Source organism: Rhizobium sp. AP16 (genome assembly GCF_000281735.1).
GTDB lineage: Bacteria > Pseudomonadota > Alphaproteobacteria > Rhizobiales > Rhizobiaceae > Rhizobium > Rhizobium rhizogenes.
Genome location: NZ_AJVM01000065.1, coordinates 235,556 through 256,073, shown reverse-complemented (window position 1 = coordinate 256,073; position 20,518 = coordinate 235,556). Strand labels below are relative to the sequence as shown.

Here is a 20,518-nt window from a genome sequence, read left to right as displayed (position 1 = left end):
TTTTGAGATTCCCACTATGCCATCCTTTGCGCTCAAGGTCACCCGGCTGGGATTATCCAGCCTCAGTCGTGTTTCGCCAAGGCTTGCCGGTCGGGCTGCCTTCAAGCTCTTTTGCCTGACGCCGTCGCGTCTGCCCCAAGGCGCCAAGGCCAAGGCCGCTCATGCCGAGGGCAGGGCACGGCTTGCTTCCGCCGAGGCGATCATGTTGTCCTTCCCCGGAGGGCGGGCAATGGCCTATCGCTTCAACGGCGGTGCCAAGGGCCGACGTGAGCGTTATCTGGTCGTCCATGGGTGGGGTTCCAGCAGCGAATACATGTCGGAACTGGCTGCTTTCCTCGCTGATACAGGCGCCGAGGTGATCGCGCTCGATTTGCCGGGCCATGGTCGTTCGCCGGGGCGGTTCCTTAATCTGCGCCTTGCCGTTTCCGCCATCGCCGCGGCGGCGGAGCGGTTTGGCGCCTTTGATGCGACCATCGGTCACTCCTTCGGCGGAGCTTCCGTCGCGCTGGCGGCGGCAGGCTTCTTACCGGGTGTTGAGCCGGTTCTGCCGGAGCGGCTGGTGCTGATCGGTGCTCCGAGCGCGATGGGCTGGCTGTTCACCGATTTTGGCGGGCTGATGGAACTCAACCCGAAGACCCAGATGGCGCTTGAGGCGGAGGTTGGCCGGGTCACCGGCAGACCATTGAAGGACTATGATGCAGGGCGTGGCGTTCGTGATCTCGGCAGGCCGATGCTGGTCGTTCATGCCGAGGACGACAAGGAGGTCAGTGCAGACCATGCCCGCGCCTATGAGAAGGTGGGCGGCGATGTTCGCATGCTCTGGGCTAACGGTTTCGGCCACCGCCGCATCGTCGGCGCCGCTCCGGTGCTGGAGGCGATCGGCGAATTCCTGGCGGAGGCGCAAACTGCAAACGGAGACGAAAATGCGCTCGAAACCGACGGTGAAACGGTGATATCGTTTTCCCGGAATCGAGCGCGGCGCGTGTCATAGCCACGTCATGCCTTGTGCCTAATCCACCGGATCCGGTTCGAAAAGACGTGAGGCAACATGAAGATCATTACTTCCGTTGAAGAATTGAATGAACTCTATGGCGGTGCCGGCGAGGCCGCGACCGCCAAGGTGACGAATGCTCTGACGCCGCTTTATCGCTTGATGATCGAGGCCTCACCGTTCATGGCGCTGGCAACGGTCGGTCCGGAAGGGCTGGATTGCTCGCCGCGCGGCGATCTCGGCGGCATCGTGCGGGTAGAGGACGACAAGACGCTGTTGCTTCCCGACTGGCGCGGCAACAACCGCGTCGATTCGCTGGCCAATATCGTCCGCGATCCCCGTATTGCGCTGATGTTCCTGATCCCGGGCTCGAACACGACGATGCGACTTAATGGCCGCGCGGTCGTTTCCATCGAGGAAAACCTGCTGGCCAGCTTCGAGATGGATGGCAAGCATCCGCGCAGCGTCGTGGTGATCACCATCGATGAGGTCTACTTTCAGTGCGCGCGGGCGGTGATGCGTGCGGAGCTCTGGAATACTGAGAGGTTCATCGATCCTGCGAACCTGCCGACGCCCGGCATGTTGCTGAAGGCGGCGAAGGGCGATTTCGACCAGGAAACCTATGACCGCGAATGGCCGGTGCGCGCCGCCAAGAGCATGTGGTAATGAAAGCCGCCGGCGTCTCCAGAGGAATGGTGCCGGCGGCCGTTGGCCTCGATTTTATGTCTTGTAGATAAGCCAACTTTTCGCGAAGTCTTTCTGCATGCCGTTCTGATAGACGTAGCTGCAATTGCGACCGGCATTCTTGGCGGAATAGAGCGCGATATCCGCCTTGCCGTAGAGTTCGCCAGGATCCGTGGCGTCGGAGGCCATGCAGACACCCAGTGAGATGGTGATCGGGCCATAATTCACCCTGGTGCGTGAATTCTTGAACGGCGTTGCCTCTAGTGCGCGACGGATGCGTTCGCAGGTCGCCAGCGCGTCATCAGGCGTATAGCCTTCGAGGATCAGAGCAAACTCCTCGCCGCCGGTACGCGCGACGAAGGCATCTCGGCGGACGTTGGCGCGGATGACGGAGGCGACGGTTGCCAGGATCTTGTCGCCGACCGGATGACCGTAGTTGTCGTTGATTTTCTTGAAATGATCGATGTCCGCCAGCACCAGCGCCGTCACGGGCCTGGCCATCTGGTTGTCGAAAACGGCCGCCAGGCGGTCGTCGAAGGCACGGCGATTGGAGAGGCGTGTCAGCGCATCGGTATTGGCGATGCGCTTGTATTCGTCCAGCTCCTTGCGGACCTGGTCCATTTCCTGGCTGCGCTGGTTGACGTTCTCGACGGTCCGCTCACCGTGCGCCATGGTGTCGCCGGTCGCTTCGGTCAGGATGTCGATGGCGCCGCGCAACAGGTCAACGCTGTTGTGATTCTTGGACATGATGCGCTGGCAGGTTTCGCCAAGCAGCCGGTTGTAGCTTTCCAGAGAGGTCTGCTCTTGCTGAAGCGCGCGCAACACGCCATCCAATTCGGTAATGATGCGGGTATGAGCCTCATCGAAAATACGACCGGAATGGCGGGCGAAATGCCGCGCGCTGATTGCGTCCAGCTCTTCTTGCGTGGCGTTGCTGCCGAGGGCGGCGAGTTCGCGGGTCAGGACAGGATTGGAGCCGATATAGGCTTCATAGAACAGTTCATAATTCCGCGGGATGGGGGCGACACCCATGGACCGCATGGCATAGGTAATCTGTCCTGCCACGTCGGGAACTTGCGCCTTGGGCGCAATCACCGTATTCATCGGCGAACTCCATAATATCAATTCATGAAAGCACTAACTTTACTTAGCCTAAGAATCTTTGAAAAGAAATAAGGCAATTATTATCAAATTTTATTTGCAATCTAAGATTCAGAATTAATTGCTTTCATATAGATATATACTTAGCAAGAAGGCGCCAAATGGCGCCTTCCTTCGCTCTATTCCGGTAAAAGTGGTCAGCCCAGATTGAGCTCCTGGAAGAAATCGTTGCCCTTGTCGTCGATGACGATGAAGGCGGGAAAGTCTTCCACTTCGATTTTCCACACTGCTTCCATGCCGAGTTCCGGATATTCCAGTACCTCGACTTTTTTGATGCAGTCCTGAGCGAGGCGCGCTGCCGGACCGCCGATGGAGCCGAGATAGAAGCCCTTGTGCGTCTTGCAGGCCTCGCGCACAGCGCGTGAACGGTTGCCCTTGGCGAGCATGACCATCGAGCCGCCGAAGGACTGGAACTGGTCGACATAGCTGTCCATGCGCCCGGCCGTCGTCGGGCCGAAGGAGCCGGAAGCATAGCCCGCCGGGGTCTTGGCCGGGCCGGCATAATAGACCGGGTGATTCTTCAGATATTCGGGCATGCCTTCGCCCTTTTCCAGGCGCTCGCGGATTTTCGCATGCGCCAGGTCGCGGGCGACGATGATGGTGCCGGTCAGCGACAGCCGGGTCTTCACTGGATGGCGCGAGAGTTCCGCGAGGATATCGGCCATCGGCCGGTTGAGGTCGATTCGGACCATCGATTCGGACAGCTTTGCCTCATCGATTTCGGGCATGTATTTCGACGGATCGGTTTCGAGCTGCTCGATGAAGATGCCGTCGCGGGTGATCTTACCCTTGGCTTGGCGGTCGGCGGAACAGGAGACGCCAAGGCCGATCGGCAGGGAGGCGCCGTGGCGGGGCAGGCGGATGACGCGGACGTCATGGCAGAAATATTTGCCACCGAACTGCGCACCGACGCCGAGGCTCTGCGTCAGCTTGTGGATTTCCTTTTCCATCTCGATATCCCGGAAGGCATGCCCGCTTTCGGAGCCCTCCGTGGGAAGACAGTCCAGGTATCGCGTCGAGGCGAGCTTGACCGTCTTGAGGTTCATCTCGGCCGACGTGCCGCCGATGACGATCGCCAGATGATAGGGGGGACAAGCAGCCGTGCCGAGCGTCAGGATCTTCTCTTTCAGAAAATCCAACATGCGGTCATGGGTGAGCAGCGACGGCGTGCCCTGATAGAGGAAGGTCTTGTTGGCCGAGCCGCCGCCCTTGGCGACGAAGAGGAATTCGTAGGCGTCGGTGCCCTCCTCGTAGATATCGATCTGGGCCGGAAGGTTGTTCTTGGTGTTCTGTTCTTCGAACATCTTGATCGGCGCGAGCTGCGAATAGCGCAGGTTCTTCTTCTCGTAGGCATCAAGCACGCCCTTGGCTAAGGCTGCGCTGTCGCCGCCTTCGGTCCAGACGCGCCGGCCCTTCTTGCCCATGATGATCGCCGTGCCGGTGTCCTGGCACATTGGCAGCACGCCGCCGGCGGCAATATTGGCGTTCTTCAGCAGATCGTAGGCAACGAAGCGGTCGTTGTCGGTCGCCTCCGGGTCTTCGAGAATAGAGGCGAGCTGCTTGAGGTGGCCGGGTCGCAGAAGATGGTTGATATCGGCGAAAGCGGTCTCGGCAAGCAGCCGGATGCCCTCGGGATCGACGGTCAGGATATCCTGGCCCTTGAACGTATCGACAGAGACGTAATCGCCGGAAATCTTGCGATAGGGAGTGGCGTCTGCACCGAGGGGAAAGAGATCGTCAGCCATGCGTGGACCTTTCAATGCCTTGAAGTGGCGGAAGAGACGTTTGGAAACGGTCTAAATCCGGCAAGGTTCAAATGCAATTGATTGGTTACTACGCTGGAATTTCAAAACAGGAGATTGCTGTGTTGATGGACAATCAATCTTCAAGCGATGTGAGCTTCCGACTGCCTGCCGGAAGCTCGATCTTGGTTCCAGAACTTACTTCGGCCCGATCATCGTCTCCGGCCGAACGATCGCATCGTAGTCTTCGGCGGAAACAAGCCCGCTCGCCAGAGCCTCTTCCTTCAAGGTCGTGCCGTTCTTGTGCGCCGTCTTGGCGATCTTGGCGGCGTTGTCGTAGCCGATCTTCGGAGCGAGCGCGGTGACCAGCATCAGCGAGCGTTCCAGGCCCGCCTTGATATTGTCCTCGCGTGCCTCGATGCCGACGACGCAATTGTCGGTGAAGGAGACGGCGGCGTCGCCGAGCAGTTGCACCGATTGCAGGAAATTATAGGCCATCATCGGGTTGTAGACGTTGAGCTCGAAATGACCCTGGCTGTCGGCGAAGGTGAGGGCGGCGTTGTTGCCGAAGATGTGGATGCAGACCTGCGTCAGGGCTTCGCACTGAGTCGGGTTGACCTTACCCGGCATGATCGAGGAACCAGGCTCGTTTTCCGGCAGCGACAACTCGCCGAGCCCGGCGCGCGGGCCGGAGCCGAGCAGGCGGATGTCGTTGGCGATCTTGAAGAGGGCGGCCGCCGCCGCGTTGATGGCGCCATGGCTGAAGACCATCGAGTCATGTGCAGCGAGCGCCTCGAACTTGTTCGGCGCGGTGACGAAGGGCAGGCCGGTAATCTTGGCGATCTCGTCGGCCACCTTTTCGGCAAAGCCGATCGGCGCATTGAGGCCGGTTCCGACCGCCGTGCCGCCCTGGGCGAGTTCGCTGAGACCCGGCAGCGTCAGTTCGATACGCTTGATGGCCGAGGCGACCTGGGCCGCATAGCCGGAAAACTCCTGGCCCAGCGTCAGCGGCGTGGCGTCCTGCGTGTGAGTGCGGCCGATCTTGATGATATGAGCGAAGTCGGCGACCTTCTTTTCCAAAGCAGCATGTAGATGTCGCAGGCTTGGCAGCAGGTGATGGACGATCTGCTCGGCGCAGGCGATATGCATTGCCGTCGGATAGGTGTCGTTCGACGACTGGCTCATATTGACGTGGTCGTTCGGATGCACCGGCTTCTTGGAGCCCATGACGCCGCCAAGCATTTCGATCGCGCGGTTGGAGATCACTTCATTGGCATTCATGTTCGATTGCGTGCCGGAGCCCGTTTGCCAGACGACCAGCGGAAAATGCTCGTTGAGCTTGCCGTCGATGACTTCCTGTGCCGCTTCGGCGATCACTTTACCGAGAGCGGGATCCAGTTGGCCGAGCTCCACATTGGCGCGGGCGGCTGCCTGCTTGACGATGCCCAGCGCGCGGACGATCGACAATGGCTGCTTCTCCCAGCCGATCTTGAAGTTGCCGAGCGAGCGCTGTGCCTGTGCGCCCCAATAGCGGTCGCTTGCCACTTCGATCGGGCCAAACGTGTCGGTTTCGGTGCGGGTGGAGGTCATGATCTCAGATCCTGCTTTTCCGTTGAAAAAGATAGTTGCCATATAGGTCCGAATGGCGCCCAAGAAAACAGCTGGTGCGCGTATTTCATGACGAAATTCATCATGTTTTTAACCCACAGGGTAGGGCGTGTTCTTTTTGACACGCTCGGCGGATATTCTTTGCGATGTGCTTATAGACGCGTGAAAACCGCAGGAAAATTCAATAAAAAATTAACCAATAATTTCATAATTTTGTGTGAATTAAATCGCGAAGCGCGCCTTTGCTTTCTCACACGAAGTTGAGGCGTTGAACAAAAGGCGGGGCTGGTCGTTTTCATTTTGATGGTTAAACGATGTTAGGAACATCGTGGCCGATTTGAAAACAGCACCGTCTGTCTTGAGGCTAGAGCATGACACGGGGACTGATTAGAGAATGAAACTTGTCACCAAAGCCGCAGCATCCGTCCTGGCGCTTTCCTGCTGCATCTCCGCCGTCGGCGCGACATCCGCGAACGCGATGACCCTTATGGACTTCATTCGTGGAGGCCAGGGACGTCAGCAGAGCACGCAAGTCTCCGCTCCGGTCACAGCCAATCCAGCGCAGGAGAGCATTGTTGCTCCCAAGTCGGCGCAGCCGAAAGGGCCGTTGCCCAAGGTTGATGCCCCGCAATATTATACCTACAAACCCGAAGCCTTGCGGCTGATTGCGTCCAATCGTTTCGCGGACCCGGTGGTGACCGGCGCCGTCGCAGATGCTTCGGCCGCTCCGGTTGCCGTGGATTCGAGCGCGTCGCAGCGCCATCATCTGACCGAAGTTCGCGTCATGGCCACGAATGACGTCGCCAAGGCAGTTGAGTCCTATTATGCCGACCAGAGCAAGCCGCTGGTCTGGGTTGCCGATAATGCCATCAACGACAAGGCAAAGGCTGCTCTGGCGGTTCTTGCCGATGCTGCCTCCGTTGGCCTCGATCCTGCCGATTACGCAGTGACGCCGCCGAATTTCGAACAGTCGAGCGTCGATCAGGAAATGCGCGACCGCGCCCTGATGCAGTTCGAGTTGACGCTCTCCAGCAAGGTGCTGATGTTCGTTCAGGACACGGTGCGCGGCCGTCTCGACCCGAACAAGATCTCCGGTTATCACGACTTCAAGCGCAAGGACGTCAATCTGATGCCGGTGCTTGGCATCTTGCGCGCAAGCCCGGATGCCGCCGCCTATCTCAATAGCCGCAGCCCTTCGAACCAGCAGTTCACGGAGCTGAAGGCTGAGCTTGCCAAGCTCAAGGGCGTAAGCAGCGCCAATGGCAGCAATATCTCCATTTCGCTGACCGGTATTCTGAAGCCGGGCGGCAGCTCGCCGGAAATGACCAACATCGTCAAGGCGATCCAGCATCGCGGCTCCGATGTGCTGAAGACGGCTCACGCCGCCACGCTCGCCTCCTATCAGGGGACGCCGGATTATACCCCGGATCTCGTGGCGCTGGTCGAGGACTTCCAGAAGGAGAAGGGTCTGACGTCCGATGGCGTCATCGGCCAGTCTTCGGTCCGCGCCATGGTCGGTGAAAACAGTGACGCGAAGATCCAGAAGCTGGTTATCGCCATGGAGCAGTTGCGCTGGCTGCCGAACGAACTCGGCTCACGCTACGTCCTGATCAACCAGCCGGCCTTCATGGTCTACTACCACAACAACAATCAGGAACAGCTGTCGATGCGCGTTGTCGTCGGCGGCAAGCAGCATCAGACCTTCTTCTTCGAGGATCAGATCCAGACGGTCGAGTTCAATCCGTTCTGGGGCGTTCCGCAGTCGATCATCATCAACGAGATGCTGCCGAAGCTGCGCGCCGACCCGAACTATCTCGACCGCATGGGCTATCAGGTCGAGGTCGGTGGCCGCGCTGTCGCTTCGTCCAGCGTTGACTGGTACGGCTCGACCAAAAGCGTCGCGGTGCGCCAGCCGCCGAGCAGCGACAATGCATTGGGCGAGCTGAAGATCCTCTTCCCCAACTCGCATGCGATCTACATGCATGACACACCGCAGAAGAGCTTCTTCAAGAAGGATATGCGCGCCCTCAGCCATGGCTGTGTCCGCCTTGCCGATCCGCGCGCCATGGCTGCTGCCGTGCTGAACACCACAGTTGCGGATGTTGCAAAGCAGATTGCTGGCGGCCAGAACAAGGCCGTGGCCGTGCCGCAGAAGGTGCCGATCTATATCGCCTACTTCACCGCCTGGCCGAACAAGGACGGCGTCGTGCAGTATTTCAACGATGTCTACGATCGCGACGCGGCAACGCAAAAGGCGCTCGACGCGACCACCAAGTCCCGCACGGCGCAGATCTGATTGCAGTTTGATATTTGAACACAGAAAAGGCGGTCCGTTGGGCCGCCTTTTTCTTATCCGCTCAAAAAATCCGCTTTGGATCAGGCGGCAAGCAACCCCTGCACCAGCGCCGGCGTCAGTTCGTCATAATGGCTGATGATGCGGCTTGGGCCGAGGCTCTCCACGCTGACGTCGGAATAGCCGAAAGGCACGGCGATCGAGGGGACGCCGGCATTGCGGGCGACGAGGATGTCATTGATGCTGTCGCCGATCATGACGGTGCGGCTGAGGTCGCCGCCGGCGCGCTCCACGGTGCCGATCAGATGATCGGCATTCGGCTTGCGAACGGGGAAGGTATCCCCTCCGGTGATGGCTTCGAAATAATGGGTGAGATTGAGCCTCTCGAGCAGCGTGCGGGCGAGAGATTCCATCTTGTTGGTGCAGACCGCCAGCTTGTAGCCTTGGCCCTTCAATGCATCCATGGCAGCCAACAGGCCGGGATAGGGTTCGGTCAGGCCCGGCATCGTCTCGCTATAATGCGTGATGAAGCGCTGAAGAAGTGCCGGCAACTCCTCTGGAGCAAGCGTATAATCCCGCAGCTTGCAAGCACGTTCGATCATCACCTGCGCGCCATTGCCGACAAGATGAGTCAGGTCGTCGTAACTGACGGGCGCGAGATGGAGCGCGTCGATCGTGTGATTGAGACTGGCGACGAGATCGGCATGGGTGTCGAGCAGGGTGCCGTCGAGATCGAATACGACAAGGGGAGATTTCACCAGGAATCAGCCTTTGGAACAGAAGAGAAAAGCAAGTCGTTCGGAGTTAGAAGATCGAGCCGGCAATTGCAACTAATGGCGCCGCGAGCCGCTTCGAATATGGCCCGGGATTTCTATGTGAGGCCGTTATTTTGGCTTTCGTTTGCCCGGAGAGCCGTGTAAACAGCACCCAACGTAACAATCGGGAGCAGGTGGCGTATGGACGCCCGCCAAATGAAGATTGAGGCCGCAAGGGCGGCTCTGGCCTATGTCGAGAGCGGTATGCGGCTCGGGATCGGTACGGGCAGCACGGCCGAGGAATTCGTGCGATTGCTCGCCGAGAAGGTGGCGGCTGGCCTCGTGATCGAGGGAGTTCCGACCTCCGAGCGGACAGCCCGGCTCTGCGTCGAGCTCGGCGTGCCGTTGAAGTCGCTCGATGAACTTCCCGAACTCGATCTCACCATCGACGGTGCTGACGAAGTAGACGGCGCTCTACGGCTGATCAAGGGGGCTGGCGGTGCGCTGTTGCGCGAAAAGATCGTCGCGGCCTCGTCGCAGCGGATGATCGTTATTGCCGACGAAAGCAAGGTTGTTCAGACGCTTGGCGCCTTTCCTTTGTCGATCGAGGTGAACCCGTTCGGCCTCGTTTCCACGCGTATCCAGATCGAGAAGACGGCCGCCCGCCTTGGCCTTTCCGGCGCGCTCAACCTGCGCCAATCGGAAGACGGCAACTTCGTGACCGACGGCGGGCATTTCATCATCGACGCATCTTTTGGCCGTATTCCTGATGCAGAGGCGCTGTCGATTGCGCTAAATTCGATTCCCGGTGTTGTCGAACACGGGCTCTTTATCAACATGGCGACACTTGCGATTATTGCCGGTCCCTCCGGCGCACGCACGTTGCAGGCGAACAATACATAGGAGCACTGAACTCATGATCAAAATTGCGGGTCTTGGCCGTTTTGCCGCTGCAACCATCGTTCTTTCTGGTATCGCGCTCGGCTCCGTCAGTGCACAGGAAGTCTCGGAAGAGCAGATCAAGGCCGCTCGTGCCGCGATCAACGCGCTCGGCGTCACGAACCAGTTCGACAACATCCTGCCGAACCTCGCCGAACAGCTGAAGAGCACGATGATTCAGGCGAATCCGAACTTCGGCGATGCCATCAACTCGTCCGTCGACGCTACCGCACTTGCGCTTGCGCCGCGTCGCGCTGATCTGGAGCGTGAAGCCGCCGTAACATACTCGAAGGCATTTACGACCGAAGAGCTCAACTCTATCGCCGCATTCTTCACCTCGCCAACCGGCAAGAAATTCCTGCAGGACAACCCGGTTGCTTTGCGCGAACTCTACAAGGCGGCCGACATCTGGGGGCAGGGCATCTCGCGTGATCTCGCCAACCAGAGCAGCGACGCTCTGCAGAAGGTGGTAAAGGCGCCGATCGCTCCCGTGCCAACCGACGCTACGACCGGCGCCCAGCCGGCCCCGGCCCCTGCAACCAAGAAGTAAGCTCGACTTTTGTCGTGATCCCATCCGAATTTTTGGGGTCGCGCAATTCGAGCTCTCGGAATTTAAAAGCCCGGATAACGTTCCGGGCTTTTCTTTTTGTAGGTCGAGATCCTATATCAGTGCCGACCCCCATGAGCGCTTCGTGCGCCGCCCTTATTTCCGCAGGAGTATCCGATGTCTTCCTTTGATTTCGATCTTTTCGTCATTGGTGGCGGTTCCGGGGGCGTGCGCAGTGCGCGCGTCGCCGCGTCGCTCGGCAAGAAGGTCGGCATAGCTGAGGAATATCGTTACGGCGGCACATGCGTTATCCGCGGCTGCGTGCCGAAGAAGCTCTTCGTCTATGCCTCGCAATATAGCGAGCATTTCGAGGATGCCGCCGGCTTCGGCTGGACGGTCGGGGAGAGCAGTTTCGACTGGAAGAAGCTGATCGAGGCGAAGGACAAGGAAATCGAGCGGCTTGAGGGGCTTTATCGCAAGGGGCTCGACAACGCCAAGGCCGAGATCTTCGATACGCGCGCCGAGCTGGTCGATGCCCATACGATCCGTCTCCTGAAGACCGGCAAGACCGTCACCGCGGAAACGATCGTTGTTGCGACCGGCGGGACGCCGAACTTGCACACGGCCTTGCCCGGCCATGAATTCTGCATTTCCTCCAACGAGGCTTTCCATCTGGACGAACTGCCGAAGTCGATCCTGATCGCCGGCGGCGGCTATATCGCAGTGGAATTCGCCAACATCTTCCATGGGCTTGGTGTCGAGACGACGCTGATCTATCGCGGCGCGGAGATCCTGTCGCGCTTCGATCAGGACCTGCGCAAGGGCCTGCATGAGGCCATGGAGGCCAAGGGCATCCGCATCCTTTGCCACGACATCATCGAGAGCGTGACGAAGACGGAAGCGGGTCTCAGCGTCCGGACGAAGAACGACAAGGCATTGACTGTCGACACGGTGATGTTGGCACTTGGCCGCACGCCGAATACGAGAGATCTCGGGCTCGAGGCGGCCGGTGTGGCGATGAATGAACAAGGCGCCATCGTCGTCGACGAATATTCACGCACATCGGTGCCGAACATCTATGCGCTTGGAGATGTCACTGATCGGGTACAGCTGACGCCAGTGGCGATCCATGAAGCCATGTGCTTCATCGAGACCGTCTACAAGAACAATCCGACCCGCCCGGATCATGAGTTGATCGCAACCGCCGTCTTCTCGCAGCCGGAGATCGGTACGGTCGGCCTGACCGAGGAGGATGCCGCGAAGCGTTATCCGGAACTCGAGGTTTACCGCGCCCAGTTCCGGCCGATGAAGGCGACCTTGTCCGGCCGCAGCGAGAAGATGATCATGAAGCTGATCGTCAACGCCGCCGATCGCAAGGTCATCGGCGCGCATATTCTCGGCCACGATGCCGGCGAGATGGCGCAGCTGCTTGGCATTCCCCTGAAGGCCGGCTGCACCAAGGAAGATTTCGATCGCACCATGGCCGTTCATCCGACGGCTGCCGAAGAATTGGTGACGATGTATTCCCCAAGCTACCGCATCCGCAACGGCGAGCGCGTGTAAGCAATAGGGATAGTAATTCCCCGGCGCACAAAAGACCTGCCGAATAGTTGGTTCGCCTTTGCAAGTGGCCGGCAAAGGTTTATAAGCGCGCACAATTTACGGCGACGGGCACTTGGCGAAGAGACCAGGCGCGAAAACAGGTGAGTGAGATGGCACAGAATTGGACACCGAGCACTTGGCGGCAAAAACCGATCCAGCAGGTGCCGGAATATCCGGACCAGGCGGCGCTGGCGGCAACGGAAGCGCAGCTTGCTAGCTATCCGCCGCTCGTTTTTGCCGGTGAGGCTCGCCGTCTGAAAGCGCACCTTGCCAATGTTGCCGAAGGCAATGGCTTCCTGCTGCAGGGCGGCGACTGCGCCGAAAGCTTTGCCGAGCATGGCGCCGACACGATCCGCGACTTTTTCCGCGCTTTCCTGCAGATGGCCGTCGTTCTGACGTTTGGTGCTCAGCTGCCGGTGGTTAAGGTTGGCCGCATCGCCGGCCAGTTCGCCAAGCCGCGTTCCTCGGGCATCGAGACCCAGGGCAGCGTGTCGCTGCCGAGCTATCGCGGCGATATCGTCAACGGCATCGAATTCAATGAAGAAGCGCGCATCCCCAATCCGGAACGCCAGATGATGGCTTACCGCCAGTCGGCGGCGACGCTCAATCTGCTGCGCGCCTTTGCGATGGGCGGCTATGCCAACCTCGAAAACGTCCACCAGTGGATGCTCGGTTTCGTCAAGGACAGCCCGCAGGGCGAGCGCTACCGCAAGCTGGCCGACCGTATCAGCGAAACCATGGACTTTATGAAGGCGATCGGCATCTCCTCGGAGAACAATCCGAGCCTGCGCGAGACCGATTTCTTCACCAGCCATGAAGCGCTGCTGCTCGGCTACGAAGAGGCCTTCACGCGCGTCGATTCCACCTCGGGCGACTGGTATGCGACCTCGGGTCATATGCTCTGGATCGGCGACCGTACGCGCCAGGCCGATCACGCGCATATCGAGTATTTCCGCGGCATCAAGAACCCGATCGGCTTGAAGTGCGGCCCTTCGCTGCAGGCGGACGATCTGCTCAATCTGATCGACATCCTGAACCCTGCCAACGAAGCCGGTCGCTTGACGCTGATCTGCCGTTTCGGCCACGACAAGGTCGCCGACAACCTGCCGCGCCTCATTCGCGCTGTCGAGAAGGAAGGCCGCAAGGTCGTCTGGTCTTGCGATCCGATGCACGGCAACACGATCACGCTCAACAACTACAAGACCCGGCCGTTCGAGCGTATCCTGTCGGAAGTCGAAAGCTTCTTCCAGATCCATCGTGCCGAGGGCACGCATCCGGGCGGCATCCACATCGAGATGACCGGCAAGGACGTGACCGAATGCACGGGCGGCGCCCGTGCCGTTGGTGCCGAGGATTTGCAGGATCGCTATCACACGCATTGCGACCCACGTCTCAATGCCGATCAGGCACTGGAACTGGCTTTTCTGCTCGCCGAACGCATGAAGGGCGGCCGCGACGAGAAGCGTCTGGCAGCGCACGGCTGATCCTGGATAATCAGATCGTTACTGTCACGGGCCGGCTCAAAACCGGCCCGTTTGCTTTTGTGCTTTCGCAATCAATCCGGCTGAAGATTGTTTCATTTCTTTGCGTTTGACGCTGGTGGCGTCCTCGTCAAGATTGCGGGGAAACGAAGGGGATCAGCATGAATGACGAACACACCGGCGCCTGCCTTTGCGGAGCCGTACGTTTCAAGACACACGGCGCATTACGGGAGGTTGTTGCCTGCCATTGCTCGCAATGCCGCAAGCAGACCGGGCTCTATTACGCCGCAACCGACGTGCCTCGCGGCAACATCACCATTGAAGGAGAAGAGGCGATCACCTGGTATCGCGCCAGCTCCTTCGCGCGCCGAGGTTTCTGCCGCGTCTGCGGTTCGGCGCTTTTCTGGTTGGCGGACAGTTCCGACAATATCTCGATCATGGCCGGGCTGTTCGATCAGCCGAGCGAGCTGAAACTCGCCTACCACATCTATTGCGCCGACAAGGGTGATTTCTACGAGATCGACGATGGGCTGCCGCAATATCGGCAAGGACGACCGGGGCTGCTGACTGCGGGGCCGTCTGACTGATCAAGCACGGTGCCGTCAAGTTTTTGAGCTATTCTGAATCGCCATTTTCGTAGTCGAAATCATCATCGATCGGGAGACCCGGAGGTCTTTGGTGACCGTGGTGAATGGCTCTGATCTCTATCAGATCATCGGCAATTTCGTAGTCGATGAGATAATCTCCCATCGTAAATCGCAAAACCCCGGGGATTGGCAGTTCGTCGCTTCGAAAACCCATCTGAGGAAAAAGAATCAAATTTGTCTTGAGTCTGTTCAGATCGTCGAGGAAGCGGAGAGCCGCGGCAGGACTTCTATCTTTCAGGTATTACGCTTCCGACTTGATATAGGCTCTGGCGCCAGCCGAAAGGCGAACTCTTTTCAAGCGGCGACCCCTTTGACGACCTTCGCTACTTCGCTGATGACATCGTCAAGATCATATGCTTCGCCGTTTACCATATCGCGGCGAGCCTTTGCAATTTCCAGTACCTCGCGACCCTCGGCCGCCAGATAGGATTTGAGCGCCCGCACAAAGACCCAGCTACGCGTCCGCTCGCAGACATCGGCGATCTCTTCGATCTCGGCCAGGATGTCAACGGGAACTCGGAGAGTAATAGGATCCGAAAGTCCACTTTGATTTTTCATCAACTTTATCTCCTTCTGTATTACAAAATACAGGGGATGCGCTGAAAGTCAATTTTTGAGGACGAGGCAACGGCTTCCTTGTCAGTTCCCATTCTTCTCCGCCACAAGCTTGCTCAACTTCGCGACTTCTTCCCGCACCGCCACGAGTTCTGTCAGTACCTGCAGGTCGATCTTCTGGTGCAACGACAGGACTTCGAGTTCGGCCTTGAGATTGACCTCGTAATCCTTGGCGGCCTCGAAGCGGTCACGCTCGGTCTGGCGGTTCTGTGACATCATGATGATCGGGGCCTGGATGGCGGCGATCATGGAGAGGACGAGGTTGAGGAAGATGAAGGGGTAGGGGTCGAAGGCGCGGGTGAGAAGAACGATGGTGTTGACGATGCACCAGACGACCAGGAACAGCAGGAAACAGATGATGAAGGACCAGGAACCGCCGACGCGGGCGATGCCGTCCGCGAGGCGTTCGCCATAAGAGGCTTTGGCGGAGAAGGCAGCATTGATGTCGGTGGAAACGATCTTGCGTTCATGTGCCTTCTTCAGCACGCGCTTTTCGACCTCGCCCAACTCCTCGGCTGTCTTGTCGAAATGCTGATGAACGAAATTGGGCAGATTATACATGGGAACACTCCAAGGACTCGATCGCCTTTGAGTGCCAAGTATTCGACTGCCCGATGGAAATGCAACGTGAAAAGGGTCGCAGCCTAGCTGCCCTGGTTGACCAGCCAGGCATGCGACGGGAAGAAGCGGTCGAGGCCGTATTCCCGTCCGAACATCATGTCATGCTGCAAATAGCGGTAGTCGCGCATCATGGGGTCGAGGTTCTGCTCGTTGCGGGACCAATCCGGAAAGGTCTGGTTGTCGCGCGTCGCGAGCTGATAGCGATCGACGATGCTGTACTTCTTCTGCACCCGGCCGAGAAAGCCGGTGTAGAACGGATGCTCGTAGCCAGCGGTCTTGAGGATATGATAGGGTAGCTGCGACGGGCTGATCGTGCCGACATCCTTGCGCACGCCCTTCTTGCTCGACCAGATGACCAGCGGCGTTTCGTGCTCCCGCTTCATGATGTCGAGCGGCGCTTTTCTAGATGCCACCTGTTCGGGCATGTAGCCGGTGTTCGGATAGACGCTGCCGAGCGGCGGCAGATGATCGCCCCAGAGAACGATGATCGTCTCGCGGTCGCGCTTGGCGGCCCAGTCCATCAGCATCTTCAGGCTTTGATCGGATTCGTGAACACCTTGCGCATAGGTCGCGAGCGTATCGCGGTCGGCATCCGTCAGGTCTCCCTTGATATCGACGGTGTTTTCGGCATAGCGGTTCGGTTCGTAGGGGCCATGGCCCTGCAGGGTGACGGCGAAGAAGAAGAACGGCCGGTCCATCTCGTCGCCCTCGTGCATGATTTCTTTCATCAGTGAGTCGTCGGAGGCGAAAATGCCGCGCTTTTCCATCGGCGGCATGGTGTCTTCGGTGTGGAATTCCTCAAAGCCGAAGGCCTTGTAGACTTCGTTGCGGTTCCAGAACCAGCCGCTGAACGGATGGAGCGCGCGCGCTGCATAGCCTTGACCCCGGAAGAAGGTGGCAAGCGATGGCATCGGCTTGCGGACATATTGCTGGTAGGGAATGCTGCCATAGGGCAGGAAGGCGTTGGAGAAGCCGGTCAGGGCCTCGAACTCGACATTGGCGGTCATGCCGCCGAATTCCGGCGAGAAGACATGGCCGGATTGCGCCGCGCGGATCGTCGGCATCGGGTCCGGCGTGAAGGTCAGGTTGGAAAGCCGGGTCGGATCCCAGAAGGATTCGCTCATCAGCATGATGACGTCGGGCTTTCGGCGCGGACCGGAGAGATAGCCGTAATTGCGGGCGGGAATGGCGTCCATCGCATCCGGCCCATAACCCGCCGGCACTTTGACATCTGCCATCGGCAGGTTCAGCGAGAAGGCGATGATGAAGCCGTTGTAGCTGTAATTTTCCTTCTGATCCCAGACGATGGGGATGATGCGCAATTTCTCGCGGATGAACGAATATTGCGTCGCGTCCATCTGCGAGACGAAGAGGGCTGCCAGAGGCAGGCAGACGGAGAGCCGCATGACCCTCGCCTTGCGCGAAAGCGTCGCGGCATGCCGCCAGGCATAGCACCAGAGAAGGGCGAGGGCGGCGACCAGGGCGATGATGCCGAAAGCAAGCGCGACGGCGGTCCATGGCCGCTCGCGCACCATCACCGGCATGAGCTCCATGATCTGGCGCGCAAACAGGAAATCCGAGGGATAGAGGGGATCGGAGAGATAATGCTGTTTCTGGTTGGAGAGGAAGGCCGGGATGAGGACCAGGGGTGCGACCACCAATATCGACTGATGCGCGCGGCCGAATAGCGCGTCGAGCACGAGCATTAGCAGCATGACGATGCCGACGGTGGTGAAGGCAGGCTGATTGGCGGAAAACAAATAGGCCGGGACATCCGTCAGTTCGCCGCGCGCGACCCACTCGACCGCGATGACGATCAGCAGCGAGGACAGGAAGGTCAGCAAAAGGCTGAGAAGCTGGCGCAGAACCGCCGATTGCTGTCTCGCCGTGCCAAGCTTTTGAAGAATGGCGGGCTTGCCTGCCAATGCGGGACTGGATACCGGGGCGATCACCGATCTCTCCGTATGTTACTAAGGTTTCACAGAAGTGTCACTCCTTTGTCATGAATGCCGGATGAACCGCAAGGCTGACTTAGTATTTTCCGGTGACAAAATACCGCTCATGCGAGCGCCGCCATCTTTCGCACGCGAAGGCCGCCAAAGGTTGTTGCGGAACGGGGGCGCCGTCGTTAAATATATGGCATGACACAGCAAAGCCCCATCACCCAGACCATCCGCATCGCTGTCGCGCAACTCAATCCGACGGTCGGCGATGTCTCCGGCAACCTTGCGAAGGCGCGTGAAGCCCGGGCCGAGGCGGCGCGCGAGGGCGCGCAGCTTGTCTTGTTTACGGAGCTGTTTATTTCCGGCTATCCGCCGGAAGATCTGGTGCTGAAACCGGCCTTCATCCGCGCCTGCCAGAAGGCTGTGGAAAGCCTTGCCGCCGATACCGCCGATGGCGGACCGGGCGTCATCATCGGCTTTCCACGCCAGGACGAGACGGGGCGCTACAATTCTGTTGCCGTGCTTGACGACGGTAAGATCATCTTCGTCAGGGATAAGGTCGATCTGCCGAATTATGGCGAGTTTGATGAGAAGCGGGTCTTTGACGAAGGGACGATTGCCGGGCCGGTCAATTTTCGGGGCGTGCGGATCGGCATTCCCATTTGCGAAGAGATCTGGAACGATCTCGGCATCTGCGAAACGCTGGCTGAAAGCGGCGCGGAAATTCTTCTGGTTCCGAACGGTTCACCTTACTATCGCGGCAAGGTCGATGTTCGTTATCAGGTCGTGCTCCGTCAGGTGATCGAGTCGGGCTTGCCGCTCGTCTTTGCAGCTCAGGTCGGCGGCCAGGACGAGTATGTTTTCGACGGTGCGAGCTTTGCTTTCAACGCCGACAAAACACTGGCTTTCCAGATGAGTCAGTTCGAAACCGCACTGGCGGTGACGACCTGGAAGAAGAACGGCGATGGCTGGCATTGCAGCGAAGGCCCGATGGCGCATATTCCGGAAGGCGAGGAGGCTGATTATCGTGCCTGCCTGTTGGGCTTCCGCGATTATGTGAACAAGAATGGCTTCAAATCGGTCGTGCTCGGCCTGTCTGGTGGCATCGATTCGGCCATCTGTGCGGCGATTGCGGTGGATGCGCTCGGCGAGGAGCGGGTGCGTACCGTCATGATGCCTTACCGCTATACGTCGGAGGATTCGCTGAAGGATGCGGCCGATTGCGCCAAGGCGCTAGGCTGCCGCTACGATATTGTGCCGATTGAGGAGCCGGTGACGGGCTTTACCTCGGCATTGGCGGATCTGTTCGAAGGCACCGAAAGCGGCATCACCGAGGAAAACCTGCAGAGCCGCGCGCGCGGGACCATCCTGATGGCGATCTCCAACAAGTTCGGCTCGATGGTTGTCACCACCGGCAATAAGTCGGAAATGTCGGTCGGCTATGCCACGCTCTATGGTGACATGAACGGCGGCTTTAACCCGATCAAGGATCTCTACAAGATGCAGGTCTATGCGCTGTCGCGCTGGCGCAATCTTCATGTGCCGCCGGGGGCGCTTGGCCCATCGGGCGAGGTGATCCCTTACAACATCATCGACAAGGCGCCGTCGGCCGAACTCAGGCCGAACCAGACCGACCAGGATTCGCTGCCGCCCTATCCGGCGCTGGACGACATTCTGGAGTGCCTGGTGGAAAAGGAAATGGCGGTCGACGAGATCGTGGCGCGGGGGCATGATGTCGCGACGGTCCATCGGATCGAGCATCTGCTTTATCTTGCCGAGTACAAGCGCCGCCAGTCGGCGCCGGGCGTGAGGATCACCACCAAGAATTTCGGTCGCGATCGGCGCTATCCTATCACCAACCGATTCCGCGATCGTTGATCGCGACGCCATCCGGCGAGTGGAGAAGCAATGCGCAGTTCGGTCGAAATCTACAATATCCGCACCGGTGAAAACCGAATCGTCTGGCAGACGGAGACGTTGATCGAAGCGCCGAATTTCTCGCCCGACGGGCGCTATCTGCTATTGAACGGCGATGGGCTGCTCTATCGGCTCGCCCTTGATGGTAAAGCCGAGCCCGTTCAGGTCGATACCGGCTTTGCAACGCTCTGCAACAACGACCACGGCATTTCACCGGATGGCTCGCTGATTGCTATCTCCGACAAGACCCAGCATGGCAAGTCCTGCATCTATGTCCTGCCGGCCGAAGGCGGGACACCACGGCAGGTGACGACCAATCTGCCGTCCTACTGGCACGGCTGGTCGCCTGATGGAAAACACTTTTCCTATTGCGGTATCCGCAACAACGTCTTCGACATCTACACGATTTCGGTCGATGGCGGCGAGGAGACGCGGCTGACGCATGGCGAAGGCCGTAATGACGGGCCGGACTATTCCGCCGACGGGCAATGGATCTATTTTAACTCCAGCCGCACCGGCCTGATGCAGATCTGGCGCATTCATCCTGACGGCACAGGTCTCCAGCAGGTGACAAGCGACAATTACGGCAACTGGTTCGCTCATCCATCGCCCAGGAATGACAAAGTCCTGCTGATTTCCTACGATCCCGATGTCTTCGATCATCCGCGCGATCTGAATGTTCGTATGCGGTTGATGGACATGGATGGTGGTAACCTCACGACGCTGTTCGAGCTTTTCGGCGGGCAGGGAAGTATCAATGTGCCGAACTGGTCGCCCGATGGCGATGAGTTCGCCTATGTCCGCTACGAGCCGGCGTGATCGCTCTGGACAGGGCGTACGCTCCGTTATAAATCTTTGGACGTTCTCAGGGCGCATCCGATCCGCGGGAAGGGCAAGGCCCACCTGATGCATAGAACTTAAAGACTGCCACACCTCTTTTCAGTCTGTGGGCGCGGATACCGGACGTGAATG

The 20,518-nt window shown here is 59.0% G+C and carries 18 protein-coding genes; 10 read left to right on the top strand and 8 right to left on the bottom strand.

The genetic code is table 11. The annotated features are described in order from the left end of the window. The first annotated feature begins 16 nt into the window (after window positions 1–16). Window positions 17–991 (top strand): alpha/beta hydrolase, encoded by a 975-nt coding sequence (locus PMI03_RS19310; protein WP_007696487.1) that lies wholly within the window; start codon window positions 17–19, stop codon window positions 989–991. A gap of 57 nt (window positions 992–1,048) precedes the next feature. After that, a complete protein-coding gene (locus tag PMI03_RS19305) occupies window positions 1,049–1,657 on the top strand; it encodes a pyridoxamine 5'-phosphate oxidase family protein (protein ID WP_007696485.1) in 609 nt (202 codons plus the stop codon). Window positions 1,658–1,711: 54 nt separating this feature from the next. Here the strand turns inward: PMI03_RS19305 and PMI03_RS19300 are convergent, their stop codons facing one another. The 3 genes from PMI03_RS19300 to fumC all read right to left on the bottom strand — a co-directional run bounded on the left by PMI03_RS19300 (window position 1,712) and on the right by fumC (window position 6,168). Then, window positions 1,712–2,779 (bottom strand): GGDEF domain-containing protein, encoded by a 1,068-nt coding sequence (locus PMI03_RS19300; protein WP_007696484.1) that lies wholly within the window; start codon window positions 2,777–2,779, stop codon window positions 1,712–1,714. Between the two features lie 194 nt (window positions 2,780–2,973). Beyond that, window positions 2,974–4,581: a fumarate hydratase gene (locus PMI03_RS19295; RefSeq protein WP_007696481.1), complete on the bottom strand. Its 1,608-nt coding sequence runs from the start codon at window positions 4,579–4,581 to the stop codon at window positions 2,974–2,976. A gap of 195 nt (window positions 4,582–4,776) precedes the next feature. Next, window positions 4,777–6,168 (bottom strand): class II fumarate hydratase, encoded by a 1,392-nt coding sequence (fumC, locus tag PMI03_RS19290; protein WP_007696480.1) that lies wholly within the window; start codon window positions 6,166–6,168, stop codon window positions 4,777–4,779. A 412-nt stretch (window positions 6,169–6,580) separates the two neighbouring features. On the opposite strand from fumC, the gene PMI03_RS19285 reads away from it, so the two are divergent. After that, the gene (locus PMI03_RS19285) at window positions 6,581–8,482 is read left to right on the top strand and encodes a murein L,D-transpeptidase (RefSeq protein ID WP_007696479.1); all 1,902 of its coding nucleotides are present in this window, start codon (window positions 6,581–6,583) and stop codon (window positions 8,480–8,482) included. Between the two features lie 80 nt (window positions 8,483–8,562). Here PMI03_RS19285 and PMI03_RS19280 read toward each other — a convergent pair whose 3' ends face one another. Then, window positions 8,563–9,237, bottom strand: a complete 675-nt coding sequence (locus PMI03_RS19280; protein ID WP_007696478.1) for an HAD family hydrolase — start codon at window positions 9,235–9,237, stop codon at window positions 8,563–8,565. A gap of 198 nt (window positions 9,238–9,435) precedes the next feature. On the opposite strand from PMI03_RS19280, the gene rpiA reads away from it, so the two are divergent. The 5 genes from rpiA to PMI03_RS19255 all read left to right on the top strand — a co-directional run bounded on the left by rpiA (window position 9,436) and on the right by PMI03_RS19255 (window position 14,390). Then, window positions 9,436–10,137, top strand: a complete 702-nt coding sequence (rpiA, locus tag PMI03_RS19275) for a ribose-5-phosphate isomerase RpiA (protein ID WP_007696477.1) — start codon at window positions 9,436–9,438, stop codon at window positions 10,135–10,137. Window positions 10,138–10,150: 13 nt separating this feature from the next. After that, entirely contained in the window at window positions 10,151–10,723 is a 573-nt protein-coding gene (locus tag PMI03_RS19270; protein ID WP_007696476.1) for a DUF2059 domain-containing protein, read from the top strand. Window positions 10,724–10,897: 174 nt separating this feature from the next. Then, the gene (gene gor / locus PMI03_RS19265) at window positions 10,898–12,283 is read left to right on the top strand and encodes a glutathione-disulfide reductase (protein WP_007696474.1); all 1,386 of its coding nucleotides are present in this window, start codon (window positions 10,898–10,900) and stop codon (window positions 12,281–12,283) included. Between the two features lie 149 nt (window positions 12,284–12,432). Next, complete coding sequence (locus PMI03_RS19260) at window positions 12,433–13,806, top strand: class II 3-deoxy-7-phosphoheptulonate synthase (protein ID WP_007696473.1); 1,374 nt, start codon at window positions 12,433–12,435, stop codon at window positions 13,804–13,806. 158 nt (window positions 13,807–13,964) lie between these two features. Further along, complete coding sequence (locus PMI03_RS19255; RefSeq protein WP_007696471.1) at window positions 13,965–14,390, top strand: GFA family protein; 426 nt, start codon at window positions 13,965–13,967, stop codon at window positions 14,388–14,390. A gap of 28 nt (window positions 14,391–14,418) precedes the next feature. Here PMI03_RS19255 and PMI03_RS19250 read toward each other — a convergent pair whose 3' ends face one another. From PMI03_RS19250 to PMI03_RS19235, 4 genes are all read right to left on the bottom strand, one after another. Further along, complete coding sequence (locus PMI03_RS19250; protein WP_309574433.1) at window positions 14,419–14,688, bottom strand: type II toxin-antitoxin system RelE/ParE family toxin; 270 nt, start codon at window positions 14,686–14,688, stop codon at window positions 14,419–14,421. 56 nt (window positions 14,689–14,744) lie between these two features. Beyond that, window positions 14,745–15,008 carry a CopG family ribbon-helix-helix protein gene (locus PMI03_RS19245; protein ID WP_007696469.1) on the bottom strand — a complete coding sequence of 88 codons (264 nt, stop codon included), beginning with the start codon at window positions 15,006–15,008 and terminating at the stop codon, window positions 14,745–14,747. An 81-nt stretch (window positions 15,009–15,089) separates the two neighbouring features. Continuing rightward, window positions 15,090–15,626, bottom strand: coding sequence for a DUF1003 domain-containing protein (locus PMI03_RS19240; RefSeq protein ID WP_007696466.1), 537 nt, complete (start codon window positions 15,624–15,626; stop codon window positions 15,090–15,092). Between the two features lie 83 nt (window positions 15,627–15,709). Continuing rightward, a complete protein-coding gene (locus PMI03_RS19235; protein WP_007696464.1) occupies window positions 15,710–17,638 on the bottom strand; it encodes an LTA synthase family protein in 1,929 nt (642 codons plus the stop codon). A 189-nt stretch (window positions 17,639–17,827) separates the two neighbouring features. Here PMI03_RS19235 and PMI03_RS19230 point away from each other — a divergent pair, with 189 nt between their 5' ends. Then, the gene (locus PMI03_RS19230) at window positions 17,828–19,507 is read left to right on the top strand and encodes an NAD+ synthase (protein ID WP_007696461.1); all 1,680 of its coding nucleotides are present in this window, start codon (window positions 17,828–17,830) and stop codon (window positions 19,505–19,507) included. A 30-nt stretch (window positions 19,508–19,537) separates the two neighbouring features. Continuing rightward, window positions 19,538–20,365 carry a TolB family protein gene (locus tag PMI03_RS19225; protein WP_007696459.1) on the top strand — a complete coding sequence of 276 codons (828 nt, stop codon included), beginning with the start codon at window positions 19,538–19,540 and terminating at the stop codon, window positions 20,363–20,365. The last annotated feature ends 153 nt before the right edge of the window (window positions 20,366–20,518 follow it).